The 17,144-nt window shown below is 63.5% G+C and carries 18 protein-coding genes, 1 tRNA gene and 1 pseudogene; 9 read left to right on the forward strand and 11 right to left on the reverse strand.

Going from position 1 to position 17,144, the window contains the following annotated elements:
* Positions 1-943, forward strand: a 943-nt coding sequence (locus tag ASG03_RS14210; RefSeq protein WP_244475264.1) for a porin, incomplete at its 5' end; no start/stop codon positions are given.
* Positions 944-1,281: 338 nt separating this feature from the next.
* Complete coding sequence (locus ASG03_RS14215) at positions 1,282-2,271, forward strand: tyrosine-type recombinase/integrase (protein WP_062694075.1); 990 nt, start codon at positions 1,282-1,284, stop codon at positions 2,269-2,271.
* 134 nt (positions 2,272-2,405) lie between these two features.
* Here ASG03_RS14215 and ASG03_RS14220 read toward each other — a convergent pair whose 3' ends face one another.
* The 5 genes and pseudogenes from ASG03_RS14220 to ASG03_RS14240 form a co-directional block, all read right to left on the reverse strand.
* Positions 2,406-3,227 carry a transglutaminase-like domain-containing protein gene (locus ASG03_RS14220; protein WP_062469149.1) on the reverse strand — a complete coding sequence of 274 codons (822 nt, stop codon included), beginning with the start codon at positions 3,225-3,227 and terminating at the stop codon, positions 2,406-2,408.
* Positions 3,228-3,399: 172 nt separating this feature from the next.
* Positions 3,400-4,260, reverse strand: a pseudogene (locus ASG03_RS14225) (transglutaminase family protein); the annotation flags it as partial.
* A gap of 212 nt (positions 4,261-4,472) precedes the next feature.
* A complete protein-coding gene (locus ASG03_RS14230) occupies positions 4,473-4,769 on the reverse strand; it encodes a hypothetical protein (RefSeq protein WP_062469152.1) in 297 nt (98 codons plus the stop codon).
* Positions 4,770-4,980: 211 nt separating this feature from the next.
* Entirely contained in the window at positions 4,981-6,450 is a 1,470-nt protein-coding gene (locus ASG03_RS14235) for a hypothetical protein (protein ID WP_162241393.1), read from the reverse strand.
* Between the two features lie 457 nt (positions 6,451-6,907).
* Positions 6,908-6,997: transfer RNA gene (locus ASG03_RS14240), tRNA-Ser, on the reverse strand.
* 248 nt (positions 6,998-7,245) lie between these two features.
* Between ASG03_RS14240 and ASG03_RS14245 the strand changes: the two genes are divergently transcribed.
* From ASG03_RS14245 to ASG03_RS14255, 3 genes are all read left to right on the forward strand, one after another.
* Positions 7,246-7,611: a PilZ domain-containing protein gene (locus ASG03_RS14245; protein ID WP_062469155.1), complete on the forward strand. Its 366-nt coding sequence runs from the start codon at positions 7,246-7,248 to the stop codon at positions 7,609-7,611.
* A 75-nt stretch (positions 7,612-7,686) separates the two neighbouring features.
* On the forward strand, positions 7,687-8,100 hold the full coding sequence (locus tag ASG03_RS14250; RefSeq protein ID WP_062469156.1) for a DUF2177 family protein: 414 nt from the start codon (positions 7,687-7,689) through the stop codon (positions 8,098-8,100).
* A gap of 139 nt (positions 8,101-8,239) precedes the next feature.
* Positions 8,240-9,364, forward strand: a complete 1,125-nt coding sequence (locus ASG03_RS14255; protein WP_062469157.1) for a pyridoxal phosphate-dependent aminotransferase — start codon at positions 8,240-8,242, stop codon at positions 9,362-9,364.
* Between the two features lie 97 nt (positions 9,365-9,461).
* Here the strand turns inward: ASG03_RS14255 and ASG03_RS14260 are convergent, their stop codons facing one another.
* Positions 9,462-9,983 (reverse strand): DUF992 domain-containing protein, encoded by a 522-nt coding sequence (locus tag ASG03_RS14260; protein WP_062469160.1) that lies wholly within the window; start codon positions 9,981-9,983, stop codon positions 9,462-9,464.
* 270 nt (positions 9,984-10,253) lie between these two features.
* Here ASG03_RS14260 and ASG03_RS14265 point away from each other — a divergent pair, with 270 nt between their 5' ends.
* Both ASG03_RS14265 and ASG03_RS14270 read left to right on the forward strand, forming a co-directional pair.
* Positions 10,254-10,877, forward strand: a complete 624-nt coding sequence (locus tag ASG03_RS14265; RefSeq protein WP_062694076.1) for a L,D-transpeptidase — start codon at positions 10,254-10,256, stop codon at positions 10,875-10,877.
* Between the two features lie 210 nt (positions 10,878-11,087).
* Positions 11,088-12,038, forward strand: a complete 951-nt coding sequence (locus ASG03_RS14270; protein WP_062469166.1) for a diacylglycerol/lipid kinase family protein — start codon at positions 11,088-11,090, stop codon at positions 12,036-12,038.
* Positions 12,039-12,075: 37 nt separating this feature from the next.
* Here the strand turns inward: ASG03_RS14270 and ASG03_RS14275 are convergent, their stop codons facing one another.
* From ASG03_RS14275 to ASG03_RS21825, 3 genes are all read right to left on the reverse strand, one after another.
* On the reverse strand, positions 12,076-13,575 hold the full coding sequence (locus ASG03_RS14275; protein WP_062694077.1) for an AMP nucleosidase: 1,500 nt from the start codon (positions 13,573-13,575) through the stop codon (positions 12,076-12,078).
* Between the two features lie 101 nt (positions 13,576-13,676).
* Entirely contained in the window at positions 13,677-14,015 is a 339-nt protein-coding gene (locus ASG03_RS14280) for a YnfA family protein (protein ID WP_062694078.1), read from the reverse strand.
* Between the two features lie 202 nt (positions 14,016-14,217).
* On the reverse strand, positions 14,218-14,391 hold the full coding sequence (locus ASG03_RS21825) for a hypothetical protein (protein ID WP_092932804.1): 174 nt from the start codon (positions 14,389-14,391) through the stop codon (positions 14,218-14,220).
* A gap of 320 nt (positions 14,392-14,711) precedes the next feature.
* Here ASG03_RS21825 and ASG03_RS14290 point away from each other — a divergent pair, with 320 nt between their 5' ends.
* Positions 14,712-15,413, forward strand: a complete 702-nt coding sequence (locus tag ASG03_RS14290) for a glutathione S-transferase N-terminal domain-containing protein (protein WP_062469182.1) — start codon at positions 14,712-14,714, stop codon at positions 15,411-15,413.
* Between the two features lie 295 nt (positions 15,414-15,708).
* On the opposite strand, the gene ASG03_RS14295 is transcribed toward ASG03_RS14290, so the two are convergent.
* The gene (locus ASG03_RS14295; protein ID WP_062469186.1) at positions 15,709-16,056 is read right to left on the reverse strand and encodes a DUF2147 domain-containing protein; all 348 of its coding nucleotides are present in this window, start codon (positions 16,054-16,056) and stop codon (positions 15,709-15,711) included.
* A 448-nt stretch (positions 16,057-16,504) separates the two neighbouring features.
* Here ASG03_RS14295 and ASG03_RS14300 point away from each other — a divergent pair, with 448 nt between their 5' ends.
* Positions 16,505-16,771, forward strand: coding sequence for an SEL1-like repeat protein (locus ASG03_RS14300; RefSeq protein ID WP_062469189.1), 267 nt, complete (start codon positions 16,505-16,507; stop codon positions 16,769-16,771).
* Between the two features lie 156 nt (positions 16,772-16,927).
* Here ASG03_RS14300 and ASG03_RS22035 read toward each other — a convergent pair.
* Positions 16,928-17,144, reverse strand: a 217-nt coding sequence (locus ASG03_RS22035) for a 4Fe-4S dicluster domain-containing protein (RefSeq protein ID WP_244475265.1), incomplete at its 5' end; no start/stop codon positions are given.

Genomic DNA, 17,144 nt, shown 5'->3' on the forward strand with positions numbered 1-17,144 from the left:
CTGCGACGCTTTCGGCGCGGGCTACTTCTACATCCCCGGCACGGAAACCTGCCTCAAGATCGGTGGCCGTGTTCGTACGCAGGTCAACTTCGCCGACGGCAACGCGAGCAACTGGCAGTCCTACACCCAGGGCTACCTGACGTTCGCCGCCAAGAGCGACACCGATCTGGGCGCGCTGACCGCCTACATCAACCTTCAGGCCGATACGGACAAGCAGTACGGCAAGACCGACGGCACGCGCGGTCTCGGCGGCGTGGCTCTCGATGGCGCCTGGATCAATCTCGCAGGCTTCGACGTCGGCTACTTCTACAACTGGTGGGACCAGTACGGCATTGCCGGCGAGACAGGTAGCCTGGGCGGCAATCTTGTCAACTCTGCACGCTACACCTATGACGGCGGCGCGTTCTCCGCCGGTGTTGCGATCGAAGATCTTCGCAAGCAGCCTGCCCAGAACCGTTCCAGCAACAACGATCTCGGCACATCCGCTCTGCTGCTCGGCACCGTCGGCGGTGTCAAGGCACTCGTCATCGGGTCTTACGACTTTGATGTCGACGAAGCCGCTTTCAAGGGTGTGGTAACGGCGGAAGTCGGTCCGGGCTCGCTCGAGATCGCAGGCGTCTACGCAACGGATCCCAGCGCGTATTGGTCAAAGTCTGAGTGGTCTGTCGCAGCCGCCTATGCCCTCAAGGCATCTGAAAAGCTGAAGATCACTCCCGGCGTTCAGTACTATGGAAACGTCGACCAGAAGGCATTCGGCGGAACGGCTGTTGGCTTCAGCAACGACGATGCCTGGACGGCCGGCCTGACCGCAGAATACCTGATCACCGATGGCCTGAAGACCCTGGCGACGGTCAACTACACCAAGGTTGATTATGACAAGACCCCCGCTGGCGTCGACGACGACAACTGGACCGGCTTCCTTCGTCTGCAGCGCGACTTCTAAGTCCCGCTACCGCAACGTCGTCAGACCTTCGATCTGAAGGTCTGACACCAAAATCATAAAGCCTGCAGTTCTCGCGAACTGCGGGCCTTGTGGTTTTGGAATTTTGAAAATAAGTATGCTCTGTATAAGGCATATACCATACACGGGGATCGGGGCGTTTCGCCTTGGTCCGGCTCTCGAGACCTCGAAGCCATCGCGCTTCTCTGTTCACACCCTCTGCATCGACCTGCGGTGCCGAGAATGCGGACCTGCGTCCACCGTTCTGCGCGGCTGTTTGGGCCGCGCCGACAAGACCTGCATCGGCGCCGCCTTCCGGCGCATCATTGGAGACGGCATACATGGATATCAGCGGCAAGTCCTTTCCGGCGGACACCTATGGCGCCGGTTCGTTTTCCGGCCTGTCCTACACCCTGCGGACGGGACGCGATTTCGAGCCGCCGGCCACGCATACCCTGGTCACGCTTCTCGATCGCTATGGCGACACGCTGTGGGAGGGCGGCAAGCACAAGGCCAATGTCGTCGCCTTCATCCACGACCTCTACGACATGATGGCGGACAAAGAGTTTGGCGGCTTCTCCCAGGACATGCTCGACCGCCTGGTGAATGCGCTGCGCAAGCGCGGCAACAGCAATGCCACGATCAACCGTAAAATGTCGGCGCTGAGCAAGCTCCTGCGCAAGGCACACAAGATGGGCGACATCTCCGTCCTGCCCGACTTCACCCGCCAGAAGGAGCGCGCCGGCCGCGTCCGCTTCCTGGAGCATGACGAGGAGGCGCGCCTCTTTGCCGCGATCGGCGCGCGCAACGACCTCTATCGGCGGCTCTGCATCTTCCTGGTGGACAGCGGCGCGCGGCTCGGCGAAGCGCTCGGTCTCCGCTGGAACGACCTGCAGGGCTCCATGGCCACCTTCTGGATCACCAAATCCGGCCGCAGCCGCTCCGTTCCCCTGACCACGCGTGCCCGCAAGGCCGTCGGTCATGCCACGTCGCGCGGTCTCGGGCCGTTCTCCGGCATCGATCAGCAGCAGTTCCGCACGGTGTGGAAGCTTGCCAAGCTGGACGCCGGTTTTCTCGATGATCCCGATCTCGTGCCGCATGTGCTGCGGCATACCTGCGCGTCGCGGCTCGTGCGCGGTGGCATCGATATCCGCCGGGTCCAGATGTGGCTCGGTCACCAGACGCTGCAGATGACGATGCGCTATGCGCACCTCGCCTCGCACGATCTCGATCTTTGCGTGCCGGTGCTGGAGCGCGCCAACAGGACCTCTGCAGCCGCCGCCAAAGCCAGGCGCATGCCGCAACAGGCGCCCTCCGGGCCGCCGTGCTAATGCGTGTCGCCCGAAAATGTGCAGCGGTTTCGGGAGATGACATGCATCAAACCGCGTTGCGTGAACCCTTTTTCACGCAACGCGCTTCAAAGAAATAGGAAGGCCGCGGCCTGCCCAACTATCCGCCGCGCGGCCTATTGGCTGCCGTCCTGCACGATCTCGTCCGTCACCACGTCGAAGCGAACGAGGGTCGCCGGGCCGAACGCGGTGGACAAGGCGACGTCCGTCGCATCGCGGCCGGTCGCCATGAGAATGCGGCCGATCCGCGGCTTGTTGTGCCGGGCGTCGGCGGTGTGCCAGTGGCCGCCGAGATAGACCTCGAACCAGGCGCTGAAATCCATCGGATTGACATCGATCGGCACGCCGATATCCCCGAGATAGCCGGTGCAATAGCGCGCGGGAATGTTCATCGCCCGGCAGAGCGTGATCGCCAGATGCGCGAAATCGCGGCACACGCCGACCTGCTCCGTAAAGCCGCCAAAGGCCGATCGCGTCGAATCGGCCTTCATATAGTCGAAGCGGATGTGGTTGTGGACGAAGTCGAGGATCGCCGCCACGCGCGGCCAGCCGGGCGGCGTGTGGGAAAACGTCTGCCATGCGAAGTTCGAGAGACGATCGGTGTCGCAATACCGGCTGCCGAGCAGGAAGACGAGCACGTCGTCGGGCAGATCCTTGATGGAGTGCTGCACGGCGTCATGCGGGATGAGGTCCGGCTGGCCGCTGTCATAGATCTCGAACGTGGTGGAGAGCGTCGTGATCCCGGCCGGGGCGACGATCCGGCTGCAGCTGTTGCCGAAGCCATCGACATATTCCCAGGCCTCGATCGGCCGGTCGAACTGCAGAACCTGATCCGTCAGCAGGTCCACGCGCCTGGAAGGATGAATGTTGAGCACCAGCAGCATGGCGGTGTCGTGTTGGCATTCATAGCTGATGTGGAACCCGGCTTTGATCTTCAAATGCTCTATCCTTCGGTGTGGAGTGACGGGAGGGTCATGCGGGGCGGGAGAAAGCGTGCGATGCGGATGATTGCGCGGGCTCCGGCCTGTCGAGCGCTTCGGGTTTCGAACCTTCGGGATGCGCGTTGACATTTGCGGGCTGCGCCACGGCCGGGTGCAGGGCCTCGCTGATGACGTTGACCTGCACGGTCATGCTGTCGAAATCGCCCTTCTTGCCGTCGTAGCTTCCTGACAGCGGCACTGCCTGTCGCGGCGTGCGCGCGACGCCGACGCGGATCAGGTCCCGGTTGCCGACGATCCCGTTGGTCGGATCGAACTCCACCCACCCTGCCCCCGGCAGATAGACCTGGCACCAGGCATGGGTCGATCCGCCGCCGAGCGTCACCTGCCCGTCGCGGCTCGGCACATAGATGTAGCCCGTGACGAAACGGGCCGCGAGACCCAGCGAGCGGGCGGCCTCCATCATCAGAAGCGCGAAATCGCGGCATGTCCCCTTGCGCAGGCGCAAGGTCTCCAGAGGCTGCTGCGTGCCATGTTCCTGCCGTCGCGCATAGACGAAGCCTTCGCGGATCGCGTAGCAGAGCGTCATCAGGAGATGCCCGGTTTCCGTCGGCCGGCCGACACGCACGAACTGGCGCGCCCATTTGCCCACCTGATCCTCCGGATCCGGACAATGCCGCTTCATCGTCTGCTCGAGATCGAATGCCTCTTCGGGATCATAGGCGAACGGATAGGTGCGTGCCTCCTCGTCGATCTCGAAATCGATCGGCACATGCGGCGTGTGTTCCAGCCGGATCAGCGTCTCGAAGGTCAGTTCGCGCGCCGGCTTTTCAAAACCCACCAGCGCCACGCAATTGCCGAACACATCGTGGATCCAGCGGACATAGCTCGGTTCGGGCGAGACATGCAGCGAGGCCTCGAGCAGCCTCTGGTCGAAACTGTCGCGCGGGCGGAACATCAGCCGGTGTTCGCCAAAGCCCACCGGCCGCTTGTAACGATAGGACGTCTTGTGGTGAACCGAGAAGAGAACCATTAGCCGACGTTAGCACCTCATATGCCGCCCGTCGCTGGGAAAGCTCACGACACCGGGGAAATTGCGGGGGGCGTCCGCGGCGCGTGCTTCTCCGCCCGGCCCCGGGGCGTGATCCGCGATGTCGCGCCCCGCACGATCCGTCCTTCAAGCGGTTTGAGCGCCTGCTTCCCGCGCCACGCGTGCGCACCCTTCGGCCGAGACCGGGCCCATCCTTATCGGAACGGCCCGTCGGACGCGGCCGCGCAGGCATCGAGCTCGCGAACGACCGCCCGCAGATAGGTGCCGCGCCGGCAATCGCCCGCCTGCAGCGATTCGACCGACAACGCGTCGCGGATCCTGTCGATGAACCCCTGATGATCGAAGGCGTCCGAACGCACATTGACCTCGACCTCCTCGACATAATGCGACACCAGCGGCTCCAGATCGAGGTTCCCGTCCGCCTGATAGGCCGACGCCATATGCTGGGCGAGCTTGACCATCTGCACATAGGGCCCGAGCGCGGTGCTCATGAAAGTCTCCTTCGTGGCTTGCTGCCCCCGCCACCAGGGACGAAAAGGCTGTCGAACTCCCGTGGAGATGGGGATGCCGCCCGCCGAAGCCATCGCTCCCCCGATAAACTTTCCGTCAGATGAGAGATGGAGACGCCGGAAAAAGGCTTGGATAGGCAGCAGGGGGCGTCGTCGGGGGCACGGTCACGCCGTCGTCAACGTCCGACGGCATTCAGTCCGCGATTTTTCGTACCGCAAGCCTCGACGCGGCACGATGGATGTTCAAAGCCGATCCCCGGTTTTGGAAGCACTCGAGCTTGATGTACCGGCCCGCCGAAAGACGAATTGTGGCGCTCGTCTGCACGGAGGTTTCCGTGCCTGCGGTTGCAATCGCGGCGATGAGCTCGGTCGATCCGGCCATAACCTCGCCTGAGGCTTGAAGACGCGCTCCCCGCATGCCCTTCGGGTCAGGAGCGAAGACGACGTTCCCTGCGATGGAATAGACCCCGTCTTCCCAGATGAAGACCGTATCCGCGTTCGACGCCGGGTTGTGCATGGCGGAGCTGTCTTCGATGTCCGGAGCACTGTAGTCGACAGACGTCCACGTGCTGTCGGCGATGGACGCGACGTCTTCGCCGATGGCACGCACGGAGAGCTCGTGAAACCCCTGCTGCGGAGCGATGGTGTGCCCCTGGCTCTCTAGACCGGAGATCGTGTTTCGGCGGAAGCCGACGACGCCCGGGTGCGGGATTTCGTTGACGGCTCCGTAGCGCATCAATGCCCCGGCACCACGATCGTCGATGGCGGTGAAGTGATCGACCCGAATGCCTTGTGGATAGTCAGGCTTGTTGTGTCCTGCAATGATGGCAAGACCGGCCCAGTTGCCGAAGGCCGGCGACCCGCCAGGATTGATCGCCCGGCAATCAGAAATGCGCAGGTTCTGGGTCTCGTTGGCTGCGGCGATGGAAGGCTCGCTTGCCGGTGAAATCACAAATCCGGCTCCACCGGCCAATATCGATGTACACCCCAGGATCGACCCCTCTTGCGCGGTGTTCGCGCATTTGAACCCCCAAGTATCGTTCTGGTAGGAAACATGATTCCCAATGACGAAATGTCGGTTCCCGACGCTCCCTGTCAGGTCGATGCCCTGATCCACGTTCCTGTTCATACCGCCGATGACGGTAAACCGGGAGTTTCCAGCCAGCGCCAGACCACGCGTAAAACGCTTGCTCGCTGACCCGGCAATCTTCCCGGTAAAATCCATCACGCGCGGGTCGGTCACGCTAAACTGCTTGCAATTGTTCACGCGAATGCCGTTGATGACATCATCCGTTGCGACCGGCAGATCGTAGTTCAGATCACGCACCTGCGGCGAGCGGATCGAAAATGCGTCACAACTCAGGACAGCGATACCGTTCCCCGGCCCACCCTTCGACGCCTTTGCCTCCACAACATCGAAATCCGACGAACCGTCGATCCAGATCAGGCCGTGGTTTTCAATATCGCCCGACGTATAGACACCGGTCCCGATGACCTCGATCTTGCGCAGGACGAAGCCGGCTTGGTCGCGCAGGAAAAGCGCTCTGTGAACCGCGCCGGGTGTGCCCAGCTTCAGCCTGCCGTTCATGAGGCCCTTGAACGAGCCGGTCGATGGCCGGAGGTCGCCGTCGAAGTTGAACGTCAGCCCCTCGAGGTCGACCACGAAACCGGACTGCAGGGCATCGAGAAGCCGGGAGAACTGAGAGGACGTGACCCCGTCCTCGACCGCGCCCAGGCCGAAATAGCCGTAGGACTTCGCCAGCCCGTCATCGATTGCCGTCTGCACGACGGCGGCCGTAGCTGCCCTTCCAAGCGGCGTATGGCCGATGTTGATTCGCAAGGTCGCGCTGGCATTGCGAAGGAAACGGCTAGCGCTCATCATGGAGTTCCGGCACATGGTTGCGGGCTCGTCGCCCACATCAACGGGACGTGACGGGGCAAAGCGGCGCTCTTCGTCGCAACATTGGTCATCGGCACCCCGGAACAGACGGACGCACGTCTGACCGCAGCCTCCAGCGTCCTTCCCCACCTCTGTCGGAGGCAATCAGAATATGAGGCCGGGATGCAAACGCCCAAACGGAGACATTCAAAGAGGAAAACGTATGAATCAGGGAGAAAAATGGCGGAGAAGATGGGATTCGAACCCACGATACCCTTCCGGGTATACTCCCTTAGCAGGGGAGCGCCTTCGACCACTCGGCCACCTCTCCGTCGAGGCCCCTGATAGGATCAATCCACGTGGGGATCAAGGGCTATTTGGTCTTTGCCGCGACGATCTTCCAAAACGGCGGCGCGGATGCCGGGTTGCGTCGGCGGACAGGACGATCGGGGCGGATTGATGCGCCCGCTTCATGCCGGCCTGACGTCCCCGCTTGACGTCCGGGGGTGACAAGGTTGAAACAAGGCTGAAAGCCTAGAGATCGGGAACGACCGAGCGACCCTTTACCGGAGCAATCCCATGTCCATGATCATGCACAGGGCGGAGGCCCGTCCGGGGCAGACAAGTGCAACCTACAAGCACTTTTTCGTCGAGCGTCCCTGCCGCATTCTCGTGGTCGGCCAGCATCTGAAGCCCAAGACGAAATATAACGGGCTCCTGCGGCATATCTCGATCGGTGGCGCCATGATCGATTTCAATCCGGCCGTCTCCTTGCCGCAGCATTTCTTCGTGGAAATCATCGGCTTTCCCGAAGAGATCGGCAGCACGGTGGTGCACCGGATCGGCTCGGAGCTCGGCGTCCGCTTCAACATGCAGTTGACGCCGGAGTTCATCCGCCAGTTGATCCGCATGGATTTCGCCCACAACGGCATTGCCACGCGTTAAGCGCTCTTCCCGACACGACGCGCGGTAATCCGGTTGCGGTTCGCCTCCGTAGACGTGTCAAACAGGAGCGCGACGATGAAGACCTATCTGATTGCCTATGCCGGTACCCTCCTCTCCTTCCTCGTCGTCGACGCCGTTTGGCTGGGCGTAGTGGCGCGGACCTTTTATCGCGACCAGCTGGGCGACCTCATGTCGCCGCAGCCGAACCTCGCCGTCGCGGCGGTGTTCTACCTGTTCTTCGCCGCCGCCATCGTCATCCTCGCCGTCCTTCCGGGGCTCCGGGCAGGTTCGCTGCTGACGGCGATCGGCTATGGCGCGGTGCTCGGGCTCGCCGCGTACGGCACCTACGATATCACCAACCTTTCCACCCTGCGGAACTGGCCGGCCCTCCTCAGCATGGTGGACATGATCTGGGGCACCTTCCTCACTGCCCTTGGCGCTGCCTGCGGCCTGATGGCCGTTCGCTGGCTCGGCGACGCCTCGGTCTGAGGCGCGTGCGGCGGCACGTCGGCGCCGCGTCGATGGCCTTGTATTCCTTTGCGCTTCGTCGGTGCATCGGGGAAAGCGGTTGCCTGCTTTCCCCGGCAGACGCTAGGGTGGCGAACCGTCGTCACCATCGGACCCCGACATGTCAGCTTTTGCCCGCTTCACGCCGCTTGCCCGCTCCCTTCCCGCAACCGTGCCCTTCGTCGGGCCGGAAGCCATCGAGCGGCAGCGCCATGCCCGGCTGACGGCACGAATCGGGGCGAACGAAAGCGGCTTTGGCCCCTCCCCGGTCGCAGTGGCCGCCATGACAGCCGCACTTTCGGACGTCTGGAAATACAATGATCCGGAAAATTTCGACCTGAAGCAGGCGCTCGCCCGGCATCTCGGCGTGGGCGCCGACCATCTGGCCATCGGCGAAGGCATCGACGGGCTCCTCGGCCAGATCGTGCGCCTGGTGATCGAGCCCGGCATGCCCGTGGTTACCTCGCTCGGCGGCTACCCCACCTTCAACTTCCATGTCGCCGGCCATGGCGGGCGACTGGTGACCGTGCCCTATGATGGCGACGATCGGGAAAACCTCGCAGGCTTGCTCGAGGCCGTGCGCCGCGAGGATGCGCCGCTCGTCTACCTCGCCAATCCCGACAATCCGATGGGCAGCTGGTGGGATGCCGACAGCGTGCTGGATTTCGCGCGCGCGCTGCCGGAAACGACGTTGCTCGTGCTCGACGAAGCCTATGGCGAGACGGCACCGGACGGCACGCTGCCTGCGCTCTCGGCCCTTATCGACCGGCCGAACATCATCCGGACGCGGACGTTCTCGAAAGCCTATGGCCTTGCCGGCGCGCGCGTCGGCTATGCCATCTCCACGCCGGGCACGGCCGCCGCCTTCGACAAGATCCGCAATCATTTCGGGATGAACCGCATCGGGACGGCAGCGGCGCAGGCCGCCCTCAGGGATCAGGCCTATCTGCAGACCGTGATTGAACGGATCGCCGCCGCGCGCGCGACCATCGCCCGCATTGCCGAGACGGCCGGCCTGAAGGCGCTGCCCTCGGCGACGAACTTCGTCGCGATCGACTGCGGCCGCGATGCGGCCTTTGCGCGGGCCATCGTGGATGGATTGATGGATGAGGCCGGCGTCTTCATCCGCATGCCGGGCGCCGCGCCGCTCAATCGTTGCATCCGTGTCAGTGCGGGTCCGGAGGCCGAAATGAATGCGCTCGCACAGGCGCTTCCCCGCGTTCTCGACCGGCTCCGCCGCGCGTAAGGCGTCGGTCGACGCCTCGCCGTCGCCCGACCTCAAGGCATGAAAAAAGCGCGTGGCCTAGGCCACGCGCTTTTTTCGTTTACCGTTTCTCAGGCGATCAGTTAACCGAGGTCAACGTCATCGACGTGCCCGTTGCGGCGATGTTCAGGCCGACCTGACCCTGAAGGCTCAGGAGCTGCAGGTGGATCGAACCCGACGTGCCGCCGGTCAGAACATTGGCGCCGACGCCGAGACCGACCGTGGCTTCCGCGGACGCCCCCTGGTAGAGACCGGCCAGCGAGCCGTGGTGATAGCCGGCGGTCGGTGCGAGGACGGCCCAGATCAGGCGGCCTTCGGTGGTGAAGCCGAGGTCGATGCCGAGCTTGCGCATGGCGCCGGAGTAATCGTCCACGGGTTCGCCGTCGATGGTCGACTTGAAGGCGCAATTGACCTCCTTCGACGAGCCGAGAACATAGCCGGCACCCCCGGCAATGGTGCAATCGAGATAGCCGATCTTCACGCCGTTGCGGGCGCCGGAGTCGGAATAGGACTGTGCGGGGGCGAGGTCGGCGGCCATGATCGGGAGGGTGCCGGATGCCATGGCTGCAGCGCAGACGATGCTGGCGAGGGATTTGTTCATGATTTTCTCCTGTCAGAACGAGATACGGACATCGACCCGAGATAGGGCGGAAATGCGTTTGGCCCGTTATAACGCGCGACGCGGCGAAACGATCCGACCCGCCTGTGACCGGGATGTCACAAACCATGACAGGGCGTTACGGATGCGCAGTACGGCCAGATGGACCGGCACGACGCTGCGGCTGACCGCGCCAATGCAGGATATTTACCAGGCGTTAACCATGTTTCCAGCACGTTGGAGGGACCAGAATCACCTGATCGGGGCTCGTCCATGTCCATCTCCCGCCGCGGCCTGCTGCTCGGCTTTTCCGCTCTTCTTGCCGGTTGTGCCGACACCGGCTCGATTGCCCGGCTGAATTATGCGGCCTTGCCGGACGAGCGGTTTCCCCTGCCCGCAGTGCCCCTGGACCAGATCGAGCCGGATCTGCGTCGGCAGGACGTGGCCTACACAACCGGCTACGCCGCCGGGACCATCGTCGTCGATACCCCGGCGCGGCGGCTCTATTGCGTGCTTGGCGGGGGTCGGGCCATGCGCTACGGCATCGGCGTCGGGCGAGAAGGCTATGCGCTCTCCGGCAATGCCTATATCGGCCGCAAGGCGGAATGGCCCACCTGGACGCCGACGCCCAACATGATCCGTCGCGATCCCGAGCGAAATCTTAAGTATGCCGGTGGCCTGCCGGGCGGCCCGAACAATCCGCTCGGCGCCCGCGCCATCTACCTCTACCGCGGCGGCAACGACACGCGCTTCCGCATTCACGGAACGAACCAGCCCCGATCGATCGGGCAGGCGATGTCGAGCGGCTGCGTCCGCATGCTCAATCACGATGTCATCGATCTCTATGATCGCGTGAAGGCGGGCGACCAGGTGGTGGTTCTCCAGGCGGCGGCGTGAGGCGACCGCACGTCGTCTGACGAGAAGAAGGGCCAAGTGGGCCCAGGGAAAACCTTCGCCTGTCTGCGCGAAGACGAAATAAGCTGCGCGTGCCGCACGGCGGTCATCTTGAAGCCCGTGACGAACGCCGCATATACGATCCGGCGGCAGGGACCGACCGGGGCATGCCCGGTCTGCCCATGCCGTAGCTCAGACACAGCCGGGATCCGCATGAAGCTCAAAGCGATACTGAACAGCGACGGCGGCACCTTTCGCACCACCGACATGAAGGCCTATTCCCAGGCCATGGATTCGGCCTTCCGCTCGGCCGGACACGACATCGAGATTGCCGTGGTGTCGGGCGACGACATGGAAGCGGAACTCAAGAAAGCCGCCAACCGGGACGATCTCGATGCGATGATCGCCGGCGGTGGCGATGGCACGATCTCGGCCGCCGCCGGTGTCGCCTGGAAAAGCGGGCTGCCGCTCGGCGTCGTGCCGGCCGGGACCATGAACCTCTTTGCGCGCTCGCTGAAGCTGCCCCTCGACATCTGGAAGGTTCTCGACGTGCTCGCGACCGGCGAGGTGATCGACGGCGACATCGGCAGCGCCAACGGCCGGGCCTTCGTGCACCAGTTTTCCATGGGTCTGCATGCGCGCATGGTCCGCTACCGCGAGTCCTACAGCTTCGCCTCCCGCCTCGGCAAGATTTCGGCCAGCACGCGTGCCGCCATCGGCGTGGTGTTCAACCCGCCGCAGTTCCGCATCGAGTTTCGGGCGGATGGCGTCACCGAGCGCCGAAAGGTTTCCGCCCTGTCGGTGTCCAACAACCACTTCGGCGCCAACGCACTGATGTATGCGGACGACCTGACGGGCGGCCATCTCGGCTTCTACACGGCGCCGCCCCTCACCCCGCCGGGCGTCGGCCGGCTCGTGTTCGATATTCTCAGGGGCAAGTTTCGCGAGAGCACGCTCATCACCGAGATGAGCGTCAAACAGGTCGAGCTCTATTTCCCGCACGCCCGCAGGCACAAGATCAACTGCGTGATCGACGGCGAACTCCTGCCGCTTCGCGGCGATGTTGACATCCGGATCCATGCGGGCGAGCTGAAACTGCTCGTGGGACGACCTGTCGAGCCGCAGGCGGCAGCCGTCACGCCGCCGCCGGACGCGACGGCCTGATCGAGGGCAAGCTCCGCCGGCGACGATCCGTCGAGATTTACTGGAACGCCGTCTCGAAGAAGCTGCGAAGCTTGCGGGAATGCAGCTTTTCGGGCGGCATTGCGGCAAGCTTTTCCAGGGCGCGGATGCCGATCTGCAGGTGCTGGCTGACCTGGTTCTTGTAGAAGGCGGTGGCCATGCCCGGCAGCTTCAGCTCGCCATGCAGCGGCTTGTCGGACACGCACAGCAATGTTCCATAGGGCACGCGGAAACGGAAACCGTTCGCCGCGATCGTGGCGGACTCCATGTCGAGCGCGATGGCGCGCGACTGCGAGAGACGCTTGACCGGACCGCGCTGGTCGCGCAGTTCCCAGTTGCGGTTGTCGATGGTCGCGACCGTGCCCGTCCGCATGATGCGCTTGAGGTCGTAGCCCTCGTAGCCGGTGGTTTCGGCCACCGCTTCCTGCAGCGCCATCTGCACTTCGGCGAGCGCGGGGATCGGAACCCAGACCGGCAGGTCGTCGTCCAGCACGTGGTCCTCCCGCACATAGGCGTGCGCCAGAACGTAATCCCCGAGCGCCTGGCTGTTGCGCAGGCCGGCGCAGTGACCGAGCATCAGCCAGGCATGCGGGCGCAGGACGGCGATGTGGTCGGTGATCGTCTTCGCATTGGACGGGCCGACGCCGATATTGACGACGGTGATGCCGCCATGCCCCTTCTTCTTCAGGTGGTAGGCCGGCATCTGCGGCAGGCGCGCGAGCGTAAGGTCGCTGTCCGGCGCGTCGGCGCCGGCCTGTGTCACGATATTGCCCGGCTCCACGAAAGCCGTGTAGCCATTGCCGCCCTCGGCCATCTGCTTGCGGGCCCAGGCGCAGAACTCGTCGATATAGAACTGGTAGTTGGTGAAGAGCACGAAATTCTGGAAATGGGCTGCGCTGGTGGCCGTGTAGTGGCTGAGGCGCGCCAGCGAATAGTCGATCCGTTGCGCGGTGAATGGCGCAAGCGGAAAGGGTTCGCCGGGTCCGGGCTCATAGGCGCCGTTGGCAATTTCGTCGTCGGTGGTCGAAAGATCCGGCGTGTCGAACAGGTCCCGCAGCGGCACATCGATGTTTTCGGCAAGCGATGCCTCGACATGCGCGCCCTCGCCGAAGGCGAAGTGCAGCGGGATCGGTGTCAGGGATTCCGATACCGTGACCCCGGTGCCGTGGTTGCGAATGAGGAGACCCAGCTGTTCCTTCAGATAGTGACGGAAGAGCTTTGGGCGCGTGACCGTGGTCGTGTAGACGCCGGGCGCGGTGACATGGCCGTAGGACAGCCGCGAATCGACATGGCCGAAACTGGAGGTTTCCATGCTGACCTGCGGGTAGCAGGCGCGGAAACGGCTGACGGCCACGCCTTTGCCAAGCGCCGTGAACCCATCCACCAGGAACGCCGTGTTGCGATCATAGAGCGCCGTCAGCGCATCGACAGCCTTGACGGGATCGTCGAACGTCTGCGGCTCGAAGGCCTCGGGCATGGCAACGGGAAGGACGGGGACGGAGGAGATTCGTGCGCTCATGCGGCATTATAGGATGCCGCCAAAGACAAGCAAACGACAAGTGGCGCCGCGACGCTGCAATTCCTGCGTCCGCGCTTCCTGACGCTCTCAGCGGCCTGTCTTCAGCTTCGGGCCGGCGCGAGAATGACGAGCGTGCCGGCCAGGGCCAACAGCACGCCGGCCAGATCGAACCGATCCGGCCGCACGCCTTCCGCAAGCCACATCCAGAGGACCGAAGCCGCAATGTAGATGCCGCCATAGGCGGCAAAGCTCCGACCGGCCGCCGGCTGCGGGCTGAGGGTCAGGAGCCAGGCGAAGGCGATCAGACTGGCGATGCCGGGAAGGAGCCAGAGCACGGACCGATCGAGCCGAAGCCAGGCCCACAGGCTGAAACAGCCTGCGATCTCGAACAGGGCTGCGCAGGCATAGAGGACAAGGGTGGAGAGAGGGCGTGCGATCATCTCGCAATGATGCTCGCACCTGAGGCATCGGCACAAGCGGATTTGTCGTCGAGGACGCCGTTCCCGGAAAACCGCATCTGGGGACGGGAAAACATCGACGGGCCGGGAACTCGCCCGGTTTCGTCAGGTTGGAATGCGGGATGGGCGAGGACGGGTGGTGTCTTGGCACCGCCCGTCCGGTCGATGACCGGTGTGCCCGATGTCAGAGCTTTGCCTGGCAGAACTGCGCGGTATGGGCGGTGCAGTCGGCCAGCGTCGTGGTGTAATCGTGCTGGCGGCGGCGCTCGGTATCGGCGCTGACGGCGGCTGCCAGGCTCATGGCGAAGACGACCATGAGAGCGCTGATGATCGTGAGGCGGCGAGCAAGAATATCCATGACAGTCGATCCGTTCGAGGCGATTGGGGTGGGTGTGGGTTCGATGATCGTCTTTTCGCACACGCCGCCTGAATTCTAGCTGAGAGGTCGGTTCATGTGCCGTTCAGGTTGAATGCTGCATTGCACGGAGTCTCGTTTTCGGCCCCTCGCCGGACGGCCGGGCGCAGCCTGATGGCCGGCCCGGGACAGGCGCCCGCGTCGGCCCCGCGTCGGCCCCGCGTCGGCAATGAGTGGGCAGGTCTCGGTCGGAACGGTTCTCGTTCTGCGGTTTCTGCGCTAGGTTCACGCGAACCCATGCGTTCGAGAAACCGGAGACACCCATGTCCGCACCGATAGACCTCTATTACTGGCCGACCCCCAACGGCTGGAAGATCACGATCATGCTGGAAGAGCTCGGCCTTCCCTACGCGGTCAAATATGTGAACATTTCCAAGGGCGAGCAGTTTGCGCCCGATTTCCTGAAGATCGCCCCCAACAACCGCATGCCGGCCATCGTCGATCCCGACGGTCCGGGCGGCGCGCCGATCTCGGTGTTCGAGTCCGGTGCCATCCTGCAATATCTCGGCCGCAAGACCGGGCGCTTCTACCCGAGCGACGAGCGGGCACGCGTCGACGTCGATCAGTGGCTGTTCTGGCAGATGGGCGGACTTGGGCCGATGGCCGGGCAGGCCAATCATTTCCGGCATTACGCGCCCGAAAAGATCGCCTACGGCATTGACCGCTACACCAACGAGGTCAACCGCCTCTACGGCGTCATGAACCGGCGTCTCGCCGATCGGGCGTTTCTGGCCGGGGAGTATTCGATCGCCGACATGGCCTGCCTCGGCTGGGTGCGCCAGTATGAAAGCGGCGGACAGGATCTGAACGACTTCCCGCATCTCAAGCGCTGGTTCGAAACGCTTTCCGCCCGCCCGGCCGTCATTGCCGGCTTCGATGTCGGGCGTGAGGAACGCGAGCGGCAGAAGCATCTTTCGGAAGACAAGGATGCGCAGAAGATTCTCTTCGGCCAGCGCGCGCAGTAAATCGCCCGGAAATGGCGGAGCCCTTTACGAAGGGGCTCCGCCGTCCTGCACCTCTCCGTCATCCCTTCCCCTTACCCCTGCCCCGTTCTGCCTGCCCCGTTCTGCGTGGCTTGTTTTGCCTGGCTTGGTGGAACCGACGACGTTCTGGACACCCAAAGGGCGACGGATGACCCGCCTCGAGGCAGCGGACACCGAAAGCGCCATGCCTGAAAAAGGGTTCACGCACCGCGTTTCAAGGTCTCGTTGTGATGCATGTCGCTTCCCGAACCCGCTGCACAGTTTCGGGCGACATGCATTAGAGCCGGCTCCAGGTCTGGCTCTTGCAGAGCACCTTCAACACGCAGCCCTTCAGCTTCAGCTGGCTTCCGGTCACGGCAGCAGAGCCGCTATAGGTCTTGTCGTTGTTCGGGTCCGTCACCTCGCCGGTGTAGCTTTCGCCCGATCCGGACAACGTGCCGATCTTTTTCCCCGCATGCTTGCCCGTCTTCACCGTGATGCAGAAGCTGCCGCCGCAGCTTTCGATGGCGGCGGTCTCGCCATTGGCCGTCTTCCAGTTGCCGACGATCGGCTCGGCCGCAAAGGCCGGCAGGGCAAAGAGGGCGGCGCCGAGTGCCGCGGCAGACAGTCTCGATAGGATCTTCATGAACTCTCCCTCCAAACGACGCTCCCGAGCGCCCGCCTCAAAGTTACGTGAACGTAAAGGGAATGTCAAAAGGCCACCCGGAAAAGTTCGGACGTGCTGTTCGTCTTCCTGCCCGCAAAGGCGCCATCTGTTTCGTGGTGAACGAAGCGTTGAAATCGACGTGTAAAAGATGCGTAAAATTTGCGGCAAAAGCCCCGTATTGCAGGGCGCTGGATGTTTAACAAAAACCCAAGTTTACCAATCGTTTGAACTTCGTTTGCTGCGAATTAATCATGCATTTTAAGCGCCCATTGAAGGCCGTGCGGCATACTCCAACCCATAAGACGAGCGGAGACGAAACACTCCGCCGACAGCCTCCGGAAGATCAAGAGCCCCGCAGAGGGCCGGGCTTCCAGGGGTCGAAACAGGGACTGCACGAAGAAACGTCAACGCAACAGGGACAACGACAATGGCACGCTTCGACCTTCAGAATTTTACCTATGCCACGATCGGCGGCGAAAACCGCGCGGAAGCCTTCTGCAACATGGGCCTGATGTACGCCACCGGCCGCGGCTGCGACGTCGACGTGATCGCCGCGCACAAATGGCTGAACATCGCCGCCATCAAGGGCTCCGAGCGGGCCGCCGAGCTGCGCGCCGAGCTTGCCGCCACCATGTCGAAGGCAGATCTCGCCATCGCCCTCCGCTCGGCCCGCGAATGGATGACCGTGCATTGATCGACCCCACCAACGAAAAACCCTCCCTCTCCGCACCACCGTCCTTCAGGCCGACCTGACAGGACGTGGACGGAGAGCGGAGGGTTTTCGGCGTGGTCGAGACCCCGTCTCCAGACGCCCGTTATCGGACACGGACAGTCCGGACCGCGTTTTCCCCTACATATTCGGGTAGACCGGCCCTTCGCCGCCTTGGGGCGGAACCCAGGTGATGTTGCCGTTGGGGTCCTTGATGTCGCAGGTCTTGCAGTGCACGCAGTTCTGCGCGTTGATCACGAACGCCGCCTCGCCGTCCTTTTCCACCCATTCATAGACGCCGGCCGGACAGTAGCGCGTCGAGGGACCGGCATAGACGTCGTGCTCGGAGCGCTTCTGC

It is taken from the genome of Rhizobium sp. Leaf341 (assembly GCF_001424325.1).
Taxonomy (GTDB): domain Bacteria; phylum Pseudomonadota; class Alphaproteobacteria; order Rhizobiales; family Rhizobiaceae; genus Ferranicluibacter.

Bases quoted from the DNA above. Each gene is read 5' to 3' on its own strand.
- ASG03_RS14265 (WP_062694076.1), top strand. From the start codon at position 10,254: ATGTCCATCTCCCGCCGCGGCCTGCTGCTCGGCTTTTCCGCTCTTCTT.
- ASG03_RS14290 (WP_062469182.1), top strand. From the start codon at position 14,712: ATGTCCGCACCGATAGACCTCTATTACTGGCCGACCCCCAACGGCTGG.
- ASG03_RS14250 (WP_062469156.1), top strand. From the start codon at position 7,687: ATGAAGACCTATCTGATTGCCTATGCCGGTACCCTCCTCTCCTTCCTC.
- ASG03_RS14215 (WP_062694075.1), top strand. From the start codon at position 1,282: ATGGATATCAGCGGCAAGTCCTTTCCGGCGGACACCTATGGCGCCGGT.
- ASG03_RS14260 (WP_062469160.1), bottom strand. From the start codon at position 9,983: ATGAACAAATCCCTCGCCAGCATCGTCTGCGCTGCAGCCATGGCATCC.
- ASG03_RS14280 (WP_062694078.1), bottom strand. From the start codon at position 14,015: ATGATCGCACGCCCTCTCTCCACCCTTGTCCTCTATGCCTGCGCAGCC.
- ASG03_RS14275 (WP_062694077.1), bottom strand. From the start codon at position 13,575: ATGAGCGCACGAATCTCCTCCGTCCCCGTCCTTCCCGTTGCCATGCCC.
- ASG03_RS14245 (WP_062469155.1), top strand. From the start codon at position 7,246: ATGTCCATGATCATGCACAGGGCGGAGGCCCGTCCGGGGCAGACAAGT.
- ASG03_RS14255 (WP_062469157.1), top strand. From the start codon at position 8,240: ATGTCAGCTTTTGCCCGCTTCACGCCGCTTGCCCGCTCCCTTCCCGCA.
- ASG03_RS14300 (WP_062469189.1), top strand. From the start codon at position 16,505: ATGGCACGCTTCGACCTTCAGAATTTTACCTATGCCACGATCGGCGGC.
- ASG03_RS14230 (WP_062469152.1), bottom strand. From the start codon at position 4,769: ATGAGCACCGCGCTCGGGCCCTATGTGCAGATGGTCAAGCTCGCCCAG.
- ASG03_RS14295 (WP_062469186.1), bottom strand. From the start codon at position 16,056: ATGAAGATCCTATCGAGACTGTCTGCCGCGGCACTCGGCGCCGCCCTC.
- ASG03_RS21825 (WP_092932804.1), bottom strand. From the start codon at position 14,391: ATGGATATTCTTGCTCGCCGCCTCACGATCATCAGCGCTCTCATGGTC.
- ASG03_RS14270 (WP_062469166.1), top strand. From the start codon at position 11,088: ATGAAGCTCAAAGCGATACTGAACAGCGACGGCGGCACCTTTCGCACC.